Genomic DNA, 18,441 nt, shown 5'->3' with positions numbered 1-18,441 from the left:
AACTATATATTTCAATTCTCTTGAATGGTTACTTTATTGATCCTAGAGCCGTTCTTTAAGGCTAAGACCACATCGATGTTGGCAGCCTGACCGAAAACGGTATGCACACCATCTAGATGTGGCTGAGCATCATGGACGAGAAAGAATTGACTTCCACCAGTGTTCTTTCCTGCATGAGCCATAGAAAGAGAACCGGCGAGATGCTTTTTGCTATTTATTTCACAATTAATCGTATAGCCAGGTCCACCGGTTCCAGGCATCCCCTTTGCTCCCTCACGTGTATTTGGGCAGCCACCCTGTGCCATGAAACCATCGATCACACGATGGAAAGACAGACCATCATAGAAACCCTCTTTAACCAGCTTTGTGAAATTGGCCACCGTATTGGGAGCATCATCATCAAAGAGGTCCAACTCAATCAAACCAGCATCAGTGTCCATCAGGGCCTTGGTCACAGTTGGATGCTCAAAAAAATAGTCTAGTCAGTGAAGCCAACTTTCGCGACATCTCCTAGAAATATTAATTAAATCAAAGCAATAGAGTTAATTAAAATATTGACAGCATTCAACAAGGCATGGAACGATTCATGGGGAAGCTATCTATGCCATGTGAAGATATTCAATGCGCCTCGAATCTGTTATTGATTGCCATCTTCAACTTACCGAGTAGAACGATCTTATTATCTTGCTTTTAGCGAAGACTCAATTAAAATCAAGCAATGCAATTACCACAACTCGCCAAAGCTGTTCGCAATTGATTGTTTTGCTCAATCAGGAGTTTCTTGGCAGCCTGCGCATCTAAACTGCAAGTATGCATCAGTAGAGCCACTTTTACAGAGCCATCGCTTGCTTGAAGCAGCTCAGTTCCACGATCTCGATCAACATCAGCTAAATCATGCAGGATTCGCAAGGCACGATCCATCAGCTTGATATTGGTAGCAGCAACATCAACCATGCGATTTCCAAAGACTTTGCCAAGACGAACCATCGCACAGGTTGATAGAATATTTAGAGCCATCTTTGTTGCGGTACCGGCCTTCAAGCGCGTGGAACCTGTGAGTAATTCAGGGCCAGTCAAAAGACGAATATCAATGCTGCATGGCAACTCAGCTTGTTCTATAGGCACACATGAAATTGCAATCGCCAAAGCATTGATTTCCTTTGCGTAGGCAAGTCCTCCTTTGACATAAGGAGTCGTTCCCCCGGCCGCAATACCGACAAGACAATCAGCAGAGCTAAAGTCACGCTCCTGAAGATCCTTTTGCCCTGCCTGTTCAATGTCTTCGAGTCCCTCGGAACTTTTCAGCAAAGCTGCGCTCCCACCTGCAAGAACACCCTGAACAAGATCAGGATCGCTGCAAAAGGTTGGTGGGCACTCTGCAGCGTCAAGAACTCCTAGTCGTCCTGAAGTGCCAGCACCCAAATAAAAAAGGCGGCCCCCGCTTCGAAGCCGGTCCGTAATCGCTTCAACTGCCTCAATAAGTTCAGGTATAGCCGCTGCGACGGCACGTTGTGGCTCTCGGTCCTCTTCGCAGAAGAGTGTCACTAAAGACTCTGTGGTTAGTTGATCCAAGCATTCACTTTTGGGATTGACCTGTTCAGTCAACAGATGCCCTCGATCATCTGAAGGATGCAAATTGAGGTCTTCAAATACATTGGTCATGTTTAAATCAACCCTTCAAGCCGCTTGCGAATCTCTTCAAGATCTGTTGATTCAACATGCTGATCCAATCGATTGCCGTCTGCAACGGAACGATCCTCATCCTGCCAGTGACTCACATCTCGATTTGATTCTGGTGGAGCAAATAAAAGACGCTCCTCATCAGTTTTTGGCATAAAGCCAACCTCCACAAAACGAGCTTCATATCCGGCCTGGCGGCAGAAATCTTCCATCTCATCACGGCCAATCTCTTCAACAGTCGGTAAAGGAAAGTCTTGAGCCTCAAGAAGACCGGCATAACGCTCGGCATCATCAGCGTTTTCGAACATCAGCACAGCTGTCTTACCAGCAAGTTCGAGGGAATGAATACCCTCGTTGTCTTTACCGGCGTCATAGAGAAGGACGAACACGCGCATGTGGATCAGGCCAGACCGATGGGATCTCTCACTTGATTATCTAATTCAGCTTTATAGATTATCCGGATCAAGAGCCAATTCTTGAAGTCGTCGGTAGAGGGCTCGTTCGGCTTCAGCAAGTTCAGCAGGAATAACCACCACAATTTCAACCAATTGATCGCCTCTGCGTCCATCAAGCTCAAGTCCCCGTCCGCGAAGGCGCAATAAACGACCACTTGATGATGCTGGAGGCACTTGGAGTGTGACAGGACCAGACAGAGTTGGGACATCCACAGCACAGCCAAGCGCTGCATCAGGTGGAAACAACTCAAGGCGATAAAGCACACGAAGTCCGTCAATCCTCAGTCTGTCTTCTGTTTGAACCCGTAACTGAAGGAAGTGGTCACGTCCTCCAGGGGCTACGCCCACAAGACGTAACCGCCAACCATCGCCAGCCAAAGGCGGTGTATCAACCTCTACAAGAGTGCCGTCATCGAGCTCAAGATCCACTGAAGTTCCATAGAGGGCTTGCTCAGGGGTCAACTCGACCAACGTCTCGAGATCATCACTGGCCTGTACGGGAGGAGGAGGTGGTGGTGGAGACGTCGCAGGCCAGTCGACTTGTTCTGAGGGGAAAGGATCAGCAACGTCAACAGGCTGTTCATCTGTGCGCTCCAAACCGAGGACCACTTCGAGATACTCATCGAAAGTTGGAAAACCAACTGCGAAAGGATCAGCAATGGCTTGCTCTGTCGACATCGATCCCTGCCATGCAGCGCGACGTCTTGGATCACTGAGAACCGCATAGGCCTCATTAACCAATTTGAAGCGTTCCTCAGCGTGGCTGTCATTGCCATTGAGGTCTGGATGCCATCGCCGTGCTTCGCGACGGAATGCCCTTTTGAGCTGGGAGGCGTCACTGTCTGGAGAGACACCTAGCAAAGACCAGTAATCCGGTTTAGCGGTAGAAGTCATCGTCCCAGGGATTTAGCTCACGTCCCCTGTAGCTGCGTCGGCCGTCGGACGACCGGGCAGGGCTATTCCAAGGATCTTCATCCCAGTCATCATCAGAGAAGAGCTCATCTTTCAACGAGCCAAGAGTGTTGCGTATGCCCTGGAGTGGATTGGCGTCAGTACGCCGTTCTGATGAAATGCGTCGGTTCAAGCCAAAAAGGGCTTCCTGAAGTGAAGCAACAGCAAGCTCAAGTTCCTGTAGATCGTTCTGCTCAAGCAGGTCTTGCACATCGCGCATCGCTGTCTCTACAGCCCGCTGCTGCCGCTCAGCCCCATAGGGGCCGAGCTCCAATGCTGCATCGCGAAGTCTTCGTTCAGCTTGACCAACAAGTGTGAGTGCACCATTACGACGATCAATTGATGCACGACGACGACGATCTTCTCCTGCCTTCGCTTCAGCTTCGGCGAGCAAGGCTTGCAATTCCTCTTCGTTAAGGGTGGAACCTCCCTGAATATTCACAGATTGCTTGCGGCCTGTGGTGCGATCAGTTGCACTCACTTGCAAGAGACCATTGGCATCGATATCAAAGGCCACCTGCACCTGGGGAACACCTCTTGGTGCAGGTGGAATGCCAGACAAGCGAAAGCGACCCAAAGACTTGTTATCTGCTGCCAACTGACGTTCACCCTGCCAGACATGAATTTCAACAGACGATTGGTTGGCCTCTGAGGTGCTGAACACGTCGGATTGGCGCACTGGTATTGGTGTATTTCGTGGGATCAGCACTTTCATCAACCCACCAACGGTTTCAAGCCCTAGTGAAAGGGGAGTGACATCGTTGAGCATCAGATCTCGAAGCTCACCGGTGAGGATTCCGGCCTGAACAGCTCCGCCAACAGCAACGACTTCGTCAGGGTTGACTGATTGGCAAGGTTCACTGGCAACGAGAGTTCGCAGCAATTGCTGAACCATCGGCATTCTGGTGCCACCCCCAACAAGCACAACATCATCAACATCATCAGCAGACCAGCCAGAATCACGCAGAGCTGTCTGCACAGGATTCAGAAGACGGTCGAGAAGGTCGGGGCAAAGGCCCTCAAAAGTGGGGCGATCAAGGCTGGTCTCGATATGAAGAGGGCCATCAGGCCCCGTTGCGATAAAAGGCAAAGAAATCGGAGTACTAAGCACACCAGAGAGTTCCTGCTTCGCTTTTTCTGCTGCTTCAATCAAGCGTTGCAGTGCCTGGCGATCACGGCGTAAATCGAGGCCATGCTTCGTCTTAAAAGCTTCAGCGAGCCAATCAACAATGCGTTGATCAAAATCATTGCCCCCTAGTTGTGTATCACCACAAGTGGCCTTGACATCAAAAACACCATTAGCGACACGCATCAGTGAGACATCAAACGTCCCGCCACCCAAATCGAAGACAAGAACACGGCGTGCGGCACTGCGATCAAAGCCATAGGCCAATGCAGCAGCAGTGGGTTCGTTGAGGATCCGTTCCACTGTGATTCCAGCGAGCCTGCCGGCGTCACGAGTTGCCTGACGTTGGGCATCATTGAAATAGGCAGGTACTGTCACTACAGCAGCCTCAACAGGCTCTCCTAGATATGTCGCCGCATCATCCACAAGCTTGCGAATGATGCTGGCCACAAGTTCTTCGGGTGCATATTCACGCTCCGTTACTTGACAGGAGACACGCACGTTCCCCTGTTCATTGGCCCGGACGGTGTATGGAACAGAGAGACTGCTGTCCTCCATTTCATCCCAGCCTCGTCCAACGAAGCGCTTGAGATTGGCAAAGGTATTTCTTGGATTGAGCACCAACTGGCGACGTGCCAACTGACCGACAAGTAGCTCTGCATCTTTGCTGTAACCCACCACTGAGGGTGTGGTGCGACTGCCCTCCGCATTAGCGATCACTTGAGGGCGACCAGCCTCAAGTACCGCCACAACGGAGTTTGTTGTCCCTAGGTCTATGCCAACAATCCGCCCCATGGCCGCGTTTACTGAAGCTCCAAGGTAACGGCGAAAAGCACCCTAAACCAAGCCTTTTTAGCAATGTGGATGGCGGACTGTTAATGGCCTGTTAATGCAAAAGCACCCCTCTCAGGATTAGGTTTCTTATGTCTGTATTGCAGTGGTATGCCAACTGGTGTGCAGAAGGAGCTGTACGTGCTCAGAAGACGTCCAGCTTATGAAAAATTCGTCGACAGCAGCTTTAGAACTATCGCCATATCAATGGCATCGATGGTTGCACTGATACTTGTAGCGATCCTGATCGTTGTCTTTTGGGGGTCACTTGAGTCGATGGGGCGCTACGGGTGGAAATTTCTAGTGACATCAAATTGGAACCCTGTTGATGATGAGTACGGAGTGTTAACCGCCATCTATGGAACAGCGGTAACCTCATTGCTTTCACTATTAATTGCTATACCCCTAGGTGTTGGAACAGCAATTTTTATAACCGAAAGCTTCATACCTACAAGAGCTAAAAACATCATTGGAGTAATGATTGAACTACTAGCGGCCATTCCATCTGTGGTACTTGGCCTATGGGCAATCTTTGTAATGGAGCCGTTCCTAAGACCCTTGCTATCTTTCCTGTATATATATTTTGGCTGGATTCCTTTTTTTAGTACTCAGCCAATGGGGCCTGGAATGACCCCAGCGATCCTGATCCTTGTTGTGATGATACTGCCTATTATTACAGCTATTTCGAGAGATTCACTCAATCAAGTACCAATTAGCCTGCGTCAAGCAGCTTATGGGGTTGGAGCAACCCGCTGGAGCACGATCATTAATGTCATTCTACCAGCAGCAATTTCGGGCATTGCTGGAGGCGTACTACTCGCTCTGGGAAGAGCGATGGGTGAAACAATGGCAGTAACAATGATTATAGGAAATTCCAATAATTTTAGCTGGTCATTGCTTGGCCCAGGCAACACAATCGCTGCGATGCTAGCCAATCAGTTTGGAGAAGCAGATGGAACTCAGGTCTCATCACTTTATTATGCTGCATTTATTCTTATGGTGATAACGCTTGCGGTAAATATCGTTTCACAATGGATGGTCAAACGACTAAGTCTTAAGTACTAACATGAAATCAATCACTAGCGAAGCAACTTCAATAAGAGGGGATTTGTCCTCCAATCTTTACTACAAGCCCCGCTTAAGACGAAATAGAATTAATGCAATTTTTACACTATTATCGGGATTGTTTTCATTTGTAGCCATTCTACCACTAATTCTTGTCTTAGCCTATGTAATTTTCAAAGGAGCAACCAGATTAAGTATCTCTCTTTTTACTATGCTTCCGCCTCCCCCAGGACTCGATGGTGGAGGCATTGGCAATGCCATCTTGGGAACTATTATTGTCACTTGCATAGCCGGAATGATCGCTATACCTGTTGGAGTTGGTGGAGGTATCTATCTAGCCGAATATGCACGTGAAGGAGCATTCTCTAGATTTATTCGGTTTGGCACCAATGTTCTTTCAGGTGTTCCTTCTATCATCACCGGTGTCTTTGTCTACGATATAATTGTCTCTTCACGGGTCATTCTTGGTAGTTCATACAGTGCCATAGCTGGCGGAGTAGCACTCTCAATCCTAATGTTGCCAACAGTGATAAAAACCACTGATGAAGGACTAAAACTGGTACCAGACAATCTACGCAAAGGTGCACTTGGAGTAGGCGCCTCTAAATTTGTAACCATTACCCACATCACATTGCCAATGGCATTTACTCCAATCGCTACAGGAGTCGTTCTTTCAGTTGCTCGAGCAGCTGGTGAAACAGCACCATTGATTTTTACAGCACTCTTTTCATATTTTTGGCCTAGTGGTTCAGATGCTTTCTTCAATCCAATTGCGACACTTTCGGTTTTAATTTATAATTTTTCAACTCAACCCTATCAAGTCCAGAATGAATTGGCTTGGGCAGCTTCATTTATTCTTGTAGTATTCATTCTCGCGATGAATATCCTTTCACGCTGGATTGGCCACTTAACCTCAAAATGAGTCACTTACACAAGACTATTTCTACCTTGACGACTGAATTGCCTTCATTATTAATCGCGCGCTGATCCATGACAGCCACTTCCTCTCCACGGCCAAAGCAGATTTCAACTGATCCCTGCATATCACTTCAGAACGTCACTATAAGTTACAATGAATTTGAAGCTGTAAGACATGTTTACTGCGAGATACCCCGCGGCAAAATTACAGCTTTAATCGGACCCTCTGGATGTGGTAAATCAACAATTCTGCGATCTCTAAATCGCATGAATGACTTAATAGAAGGATGTTCTCTTACAGGTCGAGTGATGTTTGATGGAGACGACTTATATTCCCCAAATATCGATCCAGTCGAGGTTCGCAGACGCATCGGAATGGTATTTCAGCAACCCAATCCATTCCCTAAAAGTATCTATGAAAATATTGCATTTGGAGCAAGAATTAATGGATATAAAGGTGATATGAATGAGCTTGTTGAGCGCTCACTTCGTCAAGCAGCTGTATGGGATGAATGCAAGGATAAGCTTAAGGAGAGTGGCTGCTCTCTATCGGGTGGCCAACAACAAAGGCTATGCATAGCACGAACAATCGCTATTGAACCAGAAGTCATTTTAATGGATGAACCCTGTTCAGCTCTTGATCCTATTTCTACACTTAAAATTGAAGAGACAATGCATGAGTTAAAAAATAGATTTACCATTGTAATCGTCACTCATAATATGCAACAGGCTGTTCGAGTTAGTGATTTTACAGCTTTCTTCAATGCTGAGGCACAAGAGGGTGGATCAGGAAAAGTTGGTTATCTTGTTGAGTTCAATGAAACAGAAAAAATCTTCCATTCACCTGCTCAGGAAGCTACTCAGAATTATATTTCCGGCCGCTTTGGTTGAAGGTGTGATGGTATTTTTAAAGATACAAAGTTTATAGTTGCTTTGAAGTGGCGAGTAATAGTTATCAACTAATCTCTAGAAGCAGATAAAATTAAAACCTAAAAACTAGTCAGACACTACGAGACGGCATCAGACGGATGACAGCCCGAAAATGCTCGAAAACGAGTGCTATAAGAGCGTTCCAAAAGGAAGCCCATACCGCATCGGACGGTATCAGACTTCCTGTGAAACGGAGAGGGAGGGATTCGAACCCTCGATAGAGTTGCCCCTATACAGCATTTCCAGTGCTGCGCCTTCGACCACTCGGCCACCTCTCCAGCGGCTTTCTGGCCATCGCGAATCTAGCAGGGCTCTCCAGTTGTCCCATACATGACACCAAAACACAGAATCCCAGTCCACTAGCAACAAACGAGATGTCCTAACTTTGTGAGCACAAAGCAATCACTCCACTGGAAACGGAAACTCAGGATCAAGATGCGCTCTATGGACTGATGTTCAGAGGATCATTCAATCTATAAATGCCTGATGGCATCCCAAATTGATAGGTAGTGACGCTTGACACCTCTGAACTGTTCCCTTGCTGCTGAGCAAGCTGGCTTGAACGATGAAGATCTGGCTCGCCTTGCAGCGGTAGCGCGTAAGGCCTCTGAATGTGGTGGTGCCATTTTGATGGACCACTATGGACATCTTGAAAGCATCGAAACCAAGGGGCGAACTGGCGACCTTGTTACCAATGCAGATCTAGCCGCAGAGAAGTGTGTACTCGAATTTCTCCAGCATGAAACTCCTGACATTGCCGTTCTCGCAGAAGAAAGCGGATCATTTGCTGGCCAAGGCTCGCTTTGTTGGTGTGTTGACCCACTAGATGGAACAACCAATTTCGCTCATGGCTATCCGTTCTTCGCTACCTCGATTGGCCTCACTTGGCGGCAAACACCAATCCTTGGCGCCATAGCTGTGCCTTTCCTTAAAGAGATCTACTGGGCAGCCCCAAGCCTGGGTGCATTTTGCAATCAAAAACCGATCAAGGTTTCATCATGCAAAAGCCTGGTTGATTCCTTGCTTGTTACCGGCTTTGCCTATGACAGGCAAAACCGCTTAGACAACAACTACGCCGAATTCTGCTGGATGACACATCGAACACGTGGCGTGCGACGTGGTGGTGCAGCAGCAGTGGACATGGCTTTTGTGGCAGCTGGACGACTCGATGGTTATTGGGAACGCGGTCTTGCTCCATGGGATCTTGCTGCTGGAGTAGCCCTGGTGGAGCTAGCTGGAGGGCAGGTGACTGATTACCGCGGTAACACATTTGATCTGAATAGTGGCAGGGTGCTGGCCTGTCCGCCTGGAATGCAGAAGCTGCTTGTTGATCAACTCAGCAAAGTAAAACCCCTTGAAGCAGATTCATTTGGCGCTCCCGAACTCAGGGGCATGGGATCCTGAAGTCACTCCGAGAAAATCAGGGATGGCCCTGCAACCGGCAGCGGGTGCTCGCGATCTGAACCCCCAGCAGGTCGAGCTAAACCAAAAACTTAGCCAGCGACTTGCCGAGGTTTATCAGCTATGGGGCTACGACGAAGTCTCTCCTCCAAGGGTCGAGCGACTCGAAACCTTGAAAGCTGGTGGTGCTATTGCCAGTCAAGACATCGTGCGATTGGTGGCCGATGAACCCCTTGGTCTACGACCAGAGATGACAGCATCAATCGCCCGTGCCGCTTGTACAAGGCTTAGACAAAGACCTCGTCCCTTGAGGCTATGGGCTGCAGGAACAATTTTTGAAAGCCGTACTGCTGATGAAGGAAGCCTTTGCATCGAAGAAAACCTTCAAAGCGGTGTAGAGCTCTTCGGGGTCGAACCCATCAATGCGGAAATGGAACTTCTTTCCCTGCTGTTTTCAGCAGTGGAGACTCTCGAACTGAGTAAACAACACCAGCCTCGTTTACTCGTTGGCCACACAGCATTAATGGATCTCATCACGCTGCCATTTCAAAACGATCTACGCGAAAAAATAAGAACAGCATTGATCCACTACGACCGCCTTGCTCTTGAAAACCTGCAACTGCCGAATGATCAATTCGAGCGCCTCCTCCATCACTTGGAGTGCCGTGGTGAACCCCTAGACGTGCTCGAACGCTTATCAGGCCTATTTGGAACTCAGCAAGCACTCAATAACCTGCAAAGGCTATTTGAGCAGATGGGTCCACTGGCCGCTGATCAGGGGATTGACCTGCAACTGGATCCAACCTTTCAGCCCCATTTTGAGCTCTACACCGGGCTGGTGTTTCAGTTGGTATGTCAAAGCGATGCGGCACCTGTCGTGATTGCTCGTGGGGGGCGTTACGACAACCTTGTAGCTCGTTGCGGTGCCAAAGGGCTTCAAGCAACAGGGGTCGGCTTTAGTTTCGCGATAGACGATATTCGTGAACTGCTTACCAAGGAGATCAAAGCGTCTGAAGCTGTTAAATCAACCCTTGTTGCCTACGGCGAGCAAGCAACGCTGGAACATGCACTCAAGCGTCAGAGTCACTGGCACAAACAGGGTCAGCGTGCCGTTGTTGAACTTGAAGCCTGTCGCGATCGTGAAGAAGCCTTCAGCCGTCTAGCAGATCGGGGCTGTAGCACACTGGACTGGTTAGATCATTAGGATCTCGATAATCTCGTCGTCCGATCTGCAAGGCCATGCCACACAGCATCGTGACAGAAATTTGTGAAGGGGTTGCTGACTGTGCGCAGGCATGCCCTGTCGGCTGCATTCAACCTGGTCAAGGCACAAACGACAAAGGAAGAAATTTCTATTTGATTAATTTCGACATCTGCATTGATTGCGGTATCTGCCTCCAGGTCTGCCCTGTAGAAGGAGCTGTCCTTCCCGAGGAGCGACGTGACCTACAGCGAAGCAGCTGAGTTAATCACTAGGTACGGTCACCCCACCTAAAACCAGCTTGAGACCTGAGGCAAAGACTCCCTAAGGTCAAATCCTAAACAGTGAAACCAATGACTGTGCTGGAAGAAGGTCAGATCCAGATTCACACCGAGAATATTTTCCCGATCATCAAGAAAGCCGTTTATTCCGGCCACGAGGTTTTCTTGAGGGAGCTAGTCAGCAATGGCGTCGATGCAATAAGCAAAAGACGTATGGCAGCGATGGCAGGTGACTGCAGTGAAGGTGAAGAAGGAGTGATTGATATCAAGATTGACCGAGAAGCAAAGACACTCACTATTTCTGACAACGGAATCGGCATGACAACCGATGAAGTTAAGAAGTACATTAATCAGGTTGCCTTCTCAAGTGCAGAAGACTTCCTTGAAAAATACAAGCAGGAAAGTGACGGAATTATTGGTCATTTTGGGCTAGGTTTTTATTCTTCTTTCATGGTGTCGAAACATGTAGAGCTAGTCACTAAGTCTGCTTGTTCCGAGAGTAAAGCTATTCGTTGGAGTTGTGATGGCTCACCAAGATTTAACATCCAAGAGGCCGAACGCAATGAAGTAGGAACCGATGTCATCCTTCATCTAATGGATGAAGAGTTGGAATACATCGAGCCAAGTCGAATCCGTACTCTAATCACAAAATACTGTGACTTTATGCCTATTGAGGTAAAACTCGAAGGCGAGTCAATTAATAAGCGAAATCCACTTTGGAGGCGCAACCCAAGAGAAATCACTGATCAGGAGTATATCGAACTCTATAATTATCTATATCCATTCCAAGGTGATCCTCTCCTATGGGTACACCTAAATACTGATTACCCCTATAACCTTCAAGGTATTCTCTATTTCCCTCGCATTGGTGGTCGCGCAGATTGGGAAAAAGGTGAGATAAAACTCTACTGCAATCAGGTATTTGTCAGTGATTCGATTAAAGAAGTAGTACCACATTACCTCCTTCCCCTAAGAGGTGTGATCGACTCACCTGACATTCCACTTAATGTCAGTCGTAGCGCATTACAAACAGACAGACGTGTTAGATCTATTGGCAATTTTGTTGCAAAAAAAGTTGCCGATCGACTGCGAGGGTTAAAGGCGGATCAACCACTTTTTTATGCTGAAGCATGGGATGCGTTAGCACCCTTCGTCAAAATAGGATCAATGGAAGATGAAAAGTTTGCTGATCAAGTTGCCGATCTAATCATGTTTGGCACGACTGCTCTAGCATCAACAGAAACAGATGGGGCCACTCCAGATCCAATTCCTTGTGGGGAAAAAGCCTTTACTACGCTGAGTGGATACCAAAGTCGTCTGAGTACAGAAGCAAACAATCGCATTCTTTACTGCACGGATGAAGTCGCCCAAGCGAGTGCCCTCAGCTTATGGACATCACAGGGTGCTGAAATTCTTAAAACCGAAACGTTTATAGACAGCCAATTCCTTCCATGGCTTGAAGCTCGTCATAACGACCTCCGATTCCAGCGCGTTGATGCTGAACTGGATGACACTCTTAAAGACGACAAACCTGAACTAACTGATCAGGAAGGAGAGACCAAGTCTGAAAGCCTGAGAACTCTAATGAAGCAAGCACTAAATAACGACAAGGTGACCATACAAGTACAAGCACTTAAGGGAGATAACGCACCTCCAGCAATGATTTTGCTGCCAGAACAGATGCGACGTATGAACGACCTTGGTGCTCTCATGGACCAAAGGCTGCCAGGTCTTCCCGAGCATCATGTCCTTCTTGTCAATCGTCGTCATCCACTTGTCGAAGGACTTTTGAAACTCAAATCTGGATCCGTGCTGGTCAGCACTTCAGGTGTGTCTCCAACCGAAACCTTGGCACAAGGCTTAGCCCGTCACCTATACGACATGGCTCGCCTCGGTGTAGGAGGTTTGGAGCCCAATGAACTTGCTGGTTTCCAAAGCCGTAGTGCTGTGTTAATGGGACAGCTGATGGATCGAGCTTTTTAAACGAGCGGAGGATTTGATAAAATCTTTGTTTGGGTTCAGCACCCTAGCTCTGTAGAGGATCAAGACATGTCCAGGGTGTGTCAGCTCACTGGAACTCGCGCCAACAACGGCATGGCTGTGAGCCATTCCCACATCCGCACAAAGAAGCTTCAACAGGCCAACCTGCAGCAGCGACGCCTCTGGTGGGCTGAAGGGAACCGTTGGTTGAAACTACGTGTAAGCACCCGTGCACTTAAAACCATCCAAAAAAAGGGTCTCGGTGTCTATGCCAAATCGTTAGGGATTGACCTGAACAAGATCTAATCACTAAATAATTCAGCAAACTAGTTACCATCAAGATGCTGGGGCATGGCATTAACTTGTCTGAAATTGCTAAGCATGCATAGAAGTGCAGAAAATAACCATCTGATAACGATTGCTACTGTCGACTCATACTCAGTCAAGGATTGGGCAGAAGAGCAAATGAAAAGTTTGGTTGATAAAATAGAAGCTACGCAACCATGAAGAGAAGGACATTTTGGAAAATAGCTCTTCTGTTCTCTTTGACCAGCGTTGCACTATTTGCAAGCTGGGCCCTGAGCACTCGCCCTATTCAGATCAACATCTTGATGCCAGCTCCATTTGCTGAGTCAACAACTGATCTGGTCCAACAATTCAACAAAGATCATCACGGCAGGATCCAACTTCAGGTGACTCGAGGTCCACTTGAAACAGAAGCAGTATCTGATTTAGCCATCAGCAGTCTGCTTTTAGGTAAAAGTCCTTTCGATGCACTTTTAATTGATGTAACTTGGTTGCCGAAATACGCCGCCGCAGGATGGCTTATTCCCTTGGATCCATGGATCGATCAACAACAGATTGATTCCATTGCTCCGGGGGCAATGCTTGGAAATAATTTCGACGGGAAACTGTATCGATGGCCGCTTGTGGCTGACATGGGATTGCTTTATTGGCGGACTGATTTGATGAGTGAACCACCGCGTACCCCTGAGGAACTCATTAAAGTTAGTCTTAAACTCCAAAAAGAAGGCCGTGTTGCTAATGGCTATGTCTGGCAAGGCCGTCAATATGAAGGCTTAAGTTGTGTATTTCTAGAAGTTCTTGACGGATTTGGAGGACAATGGCTTGAAGCCGAAACTGATAATGTTGGCCTCGACAGCTCCGCAAGTCTTAAGGCTGCAAGTTGGTTGCGTGAACTGATTAGCAGTGGAGTGAGCCCCGAAGCAGTGATCAACTATGCCGAAAATGAAGCTCTTCAAGCCTTTAAGTCTGGAGATGTTGCGCTAATGCGTAACTGGCCTTATGCCTGGGGAGAACTTCAGAAGCCTAACAGTGATGTTAGAGGCAATGTTGGCGTAACCACGATGGTTGCTACCGCAACCAATCGATCCACATCAACCCTAGGCAGCTGGGGCTTCTCGATCCTCAAGGGCTCATCAAATCCTCAAGCTGCAACAGAGGCCATTGCCTTCCTTACATCAACATCTGCACAAAAGAAACTGTTCTTGAACGACAGTTATACCCCAACCAAAGCAGAACTATTCAAAGACCCAGAACTGTTCTCAAAATCACAAATTCTTCCGGAGCTTGCTAAAGCCCTACAAAGCACTGATCAACGTCCAGCAACCCCTCTTTATGCACAGATTAGTGATGTATTACAACGAAGCCTGAGTTCAGTTTTAACAGGCCAATCTAGCGTTAGTGATGCAATGTCTAACGCCCAAGCAAACACCGAGAAGATTCTTATGGCGGCAAGAGAAACTAAATGATCCACTTGCTTCTAGTCCCGGCAGCTCTATTAATTGCCTTCGTCTTTGGTATCCCTCTACTTCGTTATTCCTGGTTGAGCTTCCATGCTGATTCAGTCCTCACAGGCTTAGTTCCGATTCCCAATCATGGTGCGAATTGGATTCGCCTACTGCACGACCAACGCTTCTGGCAAGACACCTATCAGACAGCCCGCTTCGCAACTGTTTCAGTCAGCCTAGAACTATTACTTGCTATAGCGATAGCCCTCTTACTCGATCAGCGTTGGCGTGGTCGAGGTGTAGTAAGGGCCATAAGTTTGCTTCCATGGGCACTGCCAACGACTGTAATGGCTCTTGGCTGGCGTTGGATCTTTAATACACCTTACGGCCCTATTGAACAATTCGCAGAACTGATTGGACTACAACCTCTAAACATCCTTTCGAATCCAAATATCACCTGGCTTGCCACGGTTGTTGGTGATGTTTGGAAGACCACGCCTTTTGCTGCTCTGATTCTTTTGGCTGGCTTGCAAACCATTCCCAATGATCTCTACGAAGCATTCTATCTCGAAGGTGGCCGTCCACGTGCCGCACTATTTCAGATCACCTTGCCGCTCTTGCAACCTTATTTACTCCTTAGTCTTTTATTTCGCCTTGCGCAGGCCTTCGGCGTTTTCGACTTGATTCAGGTGATGACTGGTGGGGGTCCGGCAGGAAGCACGGAAAGCCTTGCTTTATATGCTTATTTAAATGCAATGCGATTCCTCGATTTTGGCTATAGCGCCACCGTAATGATCAGCGGGTTTCTTCTACTTGTTATTGCCTGTTTGCTTGTTTGGCTGATCATCAAACAGGCCAGCCATTGGCGAGAGGCAATGAAATGATTCGTCAGCGAAATCTTTGGATCACTGTTCTCCTGCTTTGGTCTTTAGCGCCTCTGCTTTGGCAGCTCTATACATCTTTTTGCACCCATGAAGCTCTTCTACAACCATTGGCTGAGCATAATCAGCGTTGGACACTTGACAACTATCGCCAGGTATTGACAGCCAGCCCTCCCTTCTGGCGTTATCTATTGAACAGTGTCATCGTTGGCATTAGCTCAACAGGATTAACCCTACTGATAGCCATTCCAGCCGCCTATTCTCTTTCAAAAGTCTCGCAAAATGTTGCCAGAATGGCCAAATTTATACTGCTTGGTGCGGCTCTATTTCCATATGTGCTGCTTTTTTTGGCGTTATTAGAACTTGCAAGGAGTTTCAACCTCGGAAACAATTTGCTTGCGCTCAGTCTTCCCTACGCTGGCTTGTCGATGCCCTTGGCTGTGTTGCTGCTTTTATCAGCCTTCCGTGATCTACCTTCTGAACTAGATGAAGCCGCGAGGCTTGAGGGTTTGGACTTATGGCAGAGATTGCGCTGGGTATTAATTCCCCTAATAGGTCCTGCAACCGCAAGCACTGCCATCTTGGTCTTTCTCTTCTCCTGGAACGAATATCCAATCGCATTGACCTGGATTAGTAGAGCTGATCTGCTCACACTTCCTGTTGCCATAGCAAGAATTGCAGGTTCATCGGTCTACTCAATTCCCTATGGCGCTTATGCAGCTGCCACCGTTCTAGGTGCTCTGCCACTCTTGTTACTCGTGCTCATCTTTCAGCGACAGATCGTTTCCGGTCTGACACAGGGAGCAATTAAAGGATGAATCTTGTTCTACAAAACATCGGTCGCCGTTTCGGTAGAAACTGGATTGTTCGTCATCTAGACCTTGTAGTGGGCGAGGGTGAATGCCTTGCCCTACTTGGACCAAGTGGATGTGGCAAGAGCACCACTCTCAGGCTGATAGCTGGACTAGACCAGCCCAACGAAGGTTCGATCACTATCGCTGGCAGGGATGTCACGACGGTATCCCCTGTCGACCGACGCATCGGCATGGTGTTTCAGAGCTATGCATTATTTCCCCATCTCACAGTTTTCGCCAATCTTGCACTTGGTCTTGAGGTTCGTGGAATAGGTGCCAGTGATCGCAAGCAACGAGTGGCATCTGTTCTGGCATTAATGCAATTAGAGGATCTTTCAGAGCGACATCCGGCAGAACTCTCAGGTGGGCAACGTCAAAGAGTGGCCCTCGCCAGAGCCCTGCTCAGAGATCCTCTGGTGTATTTACTTGATGAGCCAATGAGCAATTTGGATGCTCAACTGCGCGAAGATCTGCGACCTCAGTTACGCCATTTGATTCTTCAAGGCAGTCAGCCCGTTATCTACGTCACACACGATCAACATGAAGCCATGGCCATGGCACATCGAATTGCCGTAATGCGAAATGGAAAGATAGAGCAAATCGGTACTCCCCAAGAGCTCTACCACAATCCATTATCACTCTTTGTGGCCAGCTTTATAGGACGCCCCCAGATCAACCTTCTGCCAGCAGAATCAGGCATTATCAAAGCAATTCGACCAGAACATCTTCAACTAAGTTCAGAAGGGATTCCTTGCCGTCTTGTCTACAGGGAGTGGCTGGGAACATCCCAGTTGCTCATTCTTGAGAGCAACAGAGGTCCACTAAGGATGCTTTGCGCTAGCGATATCGCAATTCCTGAGACCATAAAGCTCAATTGGTCCCCAGAAAAAGAACATCAATTCGATGCCAGTTCAGGAGGAAGATGCAGACAATAGTTCACGCGATTTTATTCGCAAAGGATATCCAGTATTGTGTTGATCAATAAATTCATATGTTATTGCTATGGCTAATAATAATCAAAGAAGTGAAGCGTAAACATTAATTAAAGACCTTGTCTAGTATCTTGCTGTGTTGAGAAGCTTGTTTGCGGATTGCTTCGATCTTTCCAAGGTCAGGAGAAACATCTAAGGCCTGCCTCCATAGTCCAGCAAGCAAACGAATATCAGGCAACGATTGCAAATCAGTAAAGGGCACATTCGCCATCAAGGCTGCAGATGAAACTTTCGGGTCGTAGCTGAGTGCCACTGTGGGACTACCAGCCAATTGGGCCAGGATGAGTGCATGCAGTCGCATGGGGAGAACCAATCTGGCCATCGAGAACTGATTCATAACATCTGTTAGTGAATCAAATGCAAAGCAATGACTTCTTGATCTCAAGCTGGAACTGATCAGTCCTTGTCTATCTAGTTGTCGGAATAGCTGTTCATCCTGACGTTGATGAAAAGCAAGCCAATGAACTGGAGCATCAATATCACTAAGGATCATCTCAAGGGCTTGGAGCAAATGCTGCCAGCCAAAGCGATCAAGCATTGACGTGGGACGCCAACAAAGCACAACTGCTTGGCCACCCTCCCAGCTCCTAGAGGGAAGCTGCCAAACTGGATCTGGTGCCATCAACATCGGTGAGGGTAGGCACCATTGCTGAGCAAGCTCAAAAGACTCTGGATCTCTCCAGCTGATCGCCTGCACCCTACGTAGGACTCTCCTAACCATCCATCGACTAAAGCGATGACGTAATGGCCCCAGGCCCTGGCCCCAAAACACAACAGGAACACCACGTTGTTGGGCGATCACAATCAAGATCAGGTAGTAGATCAGGCTCTTAAAACTCGTGCTGTCCTGCAGCAAGCTGCCGCCACCAAGAATCAAACCTTGAACTTGAAAAAGTGCCCTAATGGTCTCCAGCAATGAGCGTCGGTTAATGACTTGAGCCTTCGGAGCTAAGCCCTTAATCAAATTTGAATCATTTGCCGTGATCCAAGGCTGCAAATGTGAGGGAAGCTCCTGAAGTAAAACCTGCAAAAGAGCATCATCGCCAAGGTTGTGCTCGCCGTAGTAGCCGCATAACAGCACTGCCTTGCATTGCTTTGCCTGAACTGCCATAGCCAAGCAATAGCTGCATCAAACATTAACGGC

The 18,441-nt window shown here is 47.8% G+C and carries 19 protein-coding genes and 1 tRNA gene; 13 read left to right on the top strand and 7 right to left on the bottom strand.

Translation table 11 applies throughout. The annotated features are described in order from the left end of the window. Positions 1 to 11: 11 nt before the first annotated feature. The 5 genes from PMIT1303_RS04280 to dnaK form a co-directional block, all read right to left on the bottom strand. Positions 12 to 440, bottom strand: coding sequence for a peptidylprolyl isomerase (locus PMIT1303_RS04280; protein WP_063397680.1), 429 nt, complete (start codon positions 438 to 440; stop codon positions 12 to 14). Between the two features lie 271 nt (positions 441 to 711). Further along, positions 712 to 1,662 (bottom strand): N-acetylmuramic acid 6-phosphate etherase, encoded by a 951-nt coding sequence (gene murQ, locus PMIT1303_RS04275; RefSeq protein ID WP_063397656.1) that lies wholly within the window; start codon positions 1,660 to 1,662, stop codon positions 712 to 714. Positions 1,663 to 1,664: 2 nt separating this feature from the next. After that, a complete protein-coding gene (locus tag PMIT1303_RS04270; protein ID WP_063397655.1) occupies positions 1,665 to 2,075 on the bottom strand; it encodes a DUF3110 domain-containing protein in 411 nt (136 codons plus the stop codon). Between the two features lie 51 nt (positions 2,076 to 2,126). Next, entirely contained in the window at positions 2,127 to 3,029 is a 903-nt protein-coding gene (locus tag PMIT1303_RS04265) for a DnaJ domain-containing protein (RefSeq protein ID WP_063397654.1), read from the bottom strand. Further along, positions 3,013 to 5,007 carry a molecular chaperone DnaK gene (dnaK, locus tag PMIT1303_RS04260; protein ID WP_063397653.1) on the bottom strand — a complete coding sequence of 665 codons (1,995 nt, stop codon included), beginning with the start codon at positions 5,005 to 5,007 and terminating at the stop codon, positions 3,013 to 3,015. Before dnaK ends, PMIT1303_RS04265 begins: the two co-directional genes overlap by 17 nt. Positions 5,008 to 5,154: 147 nt before the next feature. Between dnaK and pstC the strand changes: the two genes are divergently transcribed. The 3 genes from pstC to pstB all read left to right on the top strand — a co-directional run bounded on the left by pstC (position 5,155) and on the right by pstB (position 7,917). Beyond that, on the top strand, positions 5,155 to 6,108 hold the full coding sequence (pstC, locus tag PMIT1303_RS04255; protein WP_011130080.1) for a phosphate ABC transporter permease subunit PstC: 954 nt from the start codon (positions 5,155 to 5,157) through the stop codon (positions 6,106 to 6,108). A 1-nt stretch (position 6,109) separates the two neighbouring features. Beyond that, the gene (gene pstA, locus PMIT1303_RS04250) at positions 6,110 to 7,030 is read left to right on the top strand and encodes a phosphate ABC transporter permease PstA (RefSeq protein ID WP_063397652.1); all 921 of its coding nucleotides are present in this window, start codon (positions 6,110 to 6,112) and stop codon (positions 7,028 to 7,030) included. A 68-nt stretch (positions 7,031 to 7,098) separates the two neighbouring features. Further along, positions 7,099 to 7,917, top strand: coding sequence for a phosphate ABC transporter ATP-binding protein PstB (pstB, locus tag PMIT1303_RS04245; protein WP_063397651.1), 819 nt, complete (start codon positions 7,099 to 7,101; stop codon positions 7,915 to 7,917). 230 nt (positions 7,918 to 8,147) lie between these two features. Here pstB and PMIT1303_RS04240 read toward each other — a convergent pair. Beyond that, positions 8,148 to 8,234, bottom strand: a tRNA-Ser gene (locus PMIT1303_RS04240). Here PMIT1303_RS04240 and PMIT1303_RS13960 point away from each other — a divergent pair. The 10 genes from PMIT1303_RS13960 to PMIT1303_RS04195 all read left to right on the top strand — a co-directional run bounded on the left by PMIT1303_RS13960 (position 8,202) and on the right by PMIT1303_RS04195 (position 17,240). Then, a complete protein-coding gene (locus tag PMIT1303_RS13960; protein ID WP_156486899.1) occupies positions 8,202 to 8,339 on the top strand; it encodes a hypothetical protein in 138 nt (45 codons plus the stop codon). The genes PMIT1303_RS04240 and PMIT1303_RS13960 overlap by 33 nt on opposite strands. A 133-nt stretch (positions 8,340 to 8,472) precedes the next feature. Continuing rightward, positions 8,473 to 9,360 carry an inositol monophosphatase family protein gene (locus PMIT1303_RS04235; protein WP_063397650.1) on the top strand — a complete coding sequence of 296 codons (888 nt, stop codon included), beginning with the start codon at positions 8,473 to 8,475 and terminating at the stop codon, positions 9,358 to 9,360. A gap of 22 nt (positions 9,361 to 9,382) precedes the next feature. After that, complete coding sequence (locus PMIT1303_RS04230; protein WP_063397649.1) at positions 9,383 to 10,561, top strand: ATP phosphoribosyltransferase regulatory subunit; 1,179 nt, start codon at positions 9,383 to 9,385, stop codon at positions 10,559 to 10,561. 35 nt (positions 10,562 to 10,596) lie between these two features. After that, entirely contained in the window at positions 10,597 to 10,821 is a 225-nt protein-coding gene (locus PMIT1303_RS04225) for a ferredoxin family protein (protein ID WP_063397648.1), read from the top strand. Between the two features lie 90 nt (positions 10,822 to 10,911). Continuing rightward, on the top strand, positions 10,912 to 12,822 hold the full coding sequence (gene htpG / locus PMIT1303_RS04220) for a molecular chaperone HtpG (protein WP_063397647.1): 1,911 nt from the start codon (positions 10,912 to 10,914) through the stop codon (positions 12,820 to 12,822). A 66-nt stretch (positions 12,823 to 12,888) separates the two neighbouring features. Then, positions 12,889 to 13,125: a 50S ribosomal protein L28 gene (rpmB, locus tag PMIT1303_RS04215; RefSeq protein WP_011130073.1), complete on the top strand. Its 237-nt coding sequence runs from the start codon at positions 12,889 to 12,891 to the stop codon at positions 13,123 to 13,125. A 197-nt stretch (positions 13,126 to 13,322) separates the two neighbouring features. After that, positions 13,323 to 14,591 (top strand): ABC transporter substrate-binding protein, encoded by a 1,269-nt coding sequence (locus PMIT1303_RS04210; protein WP_063397646.1) that lies wholly within the window; start codon positions 13,323 to 13,325, stop codon positions 14,589 to 14,591. Beyond that, complete coding sequence (locus PMIT1303_RS04205) at positions 14,588 to 15,454, top strand: carbohydrate ABC transporter permease (RefSeq protein ID WP_063397645.1); 867 nt, start codon at positions 14,588 to 14,590, stop codon at positions 15,452 to 15,454. The genes PMIT1303_RS04210 and PMIT1303_RS04205 overlap by 4 nt, the downstream gene beginning before the upstream one ends. Continuing rightward, positions 15,451 to 16,269 (top strand): carbohydrate ABC transporter permease, encoded by an 819-nt coding sequence (locus PMIT1303_RS04200; RefSeq protein WP_063397644.1) that lies wholly within the window; start codon positions 15,451 to 15,453, stop codon positions 16,267 to 16,269. Before PMIT1303_RS04205 ends, PMIT1303_RS04200 begins: the two co-directional genes overlap by 4 nt. Further along, positions 16,266 to 17,240 (top strand): ABC transporter ATP-binding protein, encoded by a 975-nt coding sequence (locus PMIT1303_RS04195; protein WP_063397643.1) that lies wholly within the window; start codon positions 16,266 to 16,268, stop codon positions 17,238 to 17,240. The genes PMIT1303_RS04200 and PMIT1303_RS04195 overlap by 4 nt, the downstream gene beginning before the upstream one ends. Before the next feature lie 103 nt (positions 17,241 to 17,343). Here PMIT1303_RS04195 and csaB read toward each other — a convergent pair whose 3' ends face one another. Further along, complete coding sequence (csaB, locus tag PMIT1303_RS04190) at positions 17,344 to 18,408, bottom strand: polysaccharide pyruvyl transferase CsaB (RefSeq protein ID WP_063397642.1); 1,065 nt, start codon at positions 18,406 to 18,408, stop codon at positions 17,344 to 17,346. Positions 18,409 to 18,441 lie beyond the last annotated feature (33 nt).

The organism is Prochlorococcus sp. MIT 1303, assembly GCF_001631965.1.
Lineage (GTDB): Bacteria > Cyanobacteriota > Cyanobacteriia > PCC-6307 > Cyanobiaceae > Prochlorococcus > Prochlorococcus marinus_D.
Note: the sequence above shows the minus strand (reverse complement) of the source record. Positions and strands in the feature narration are given on the sequence as shown.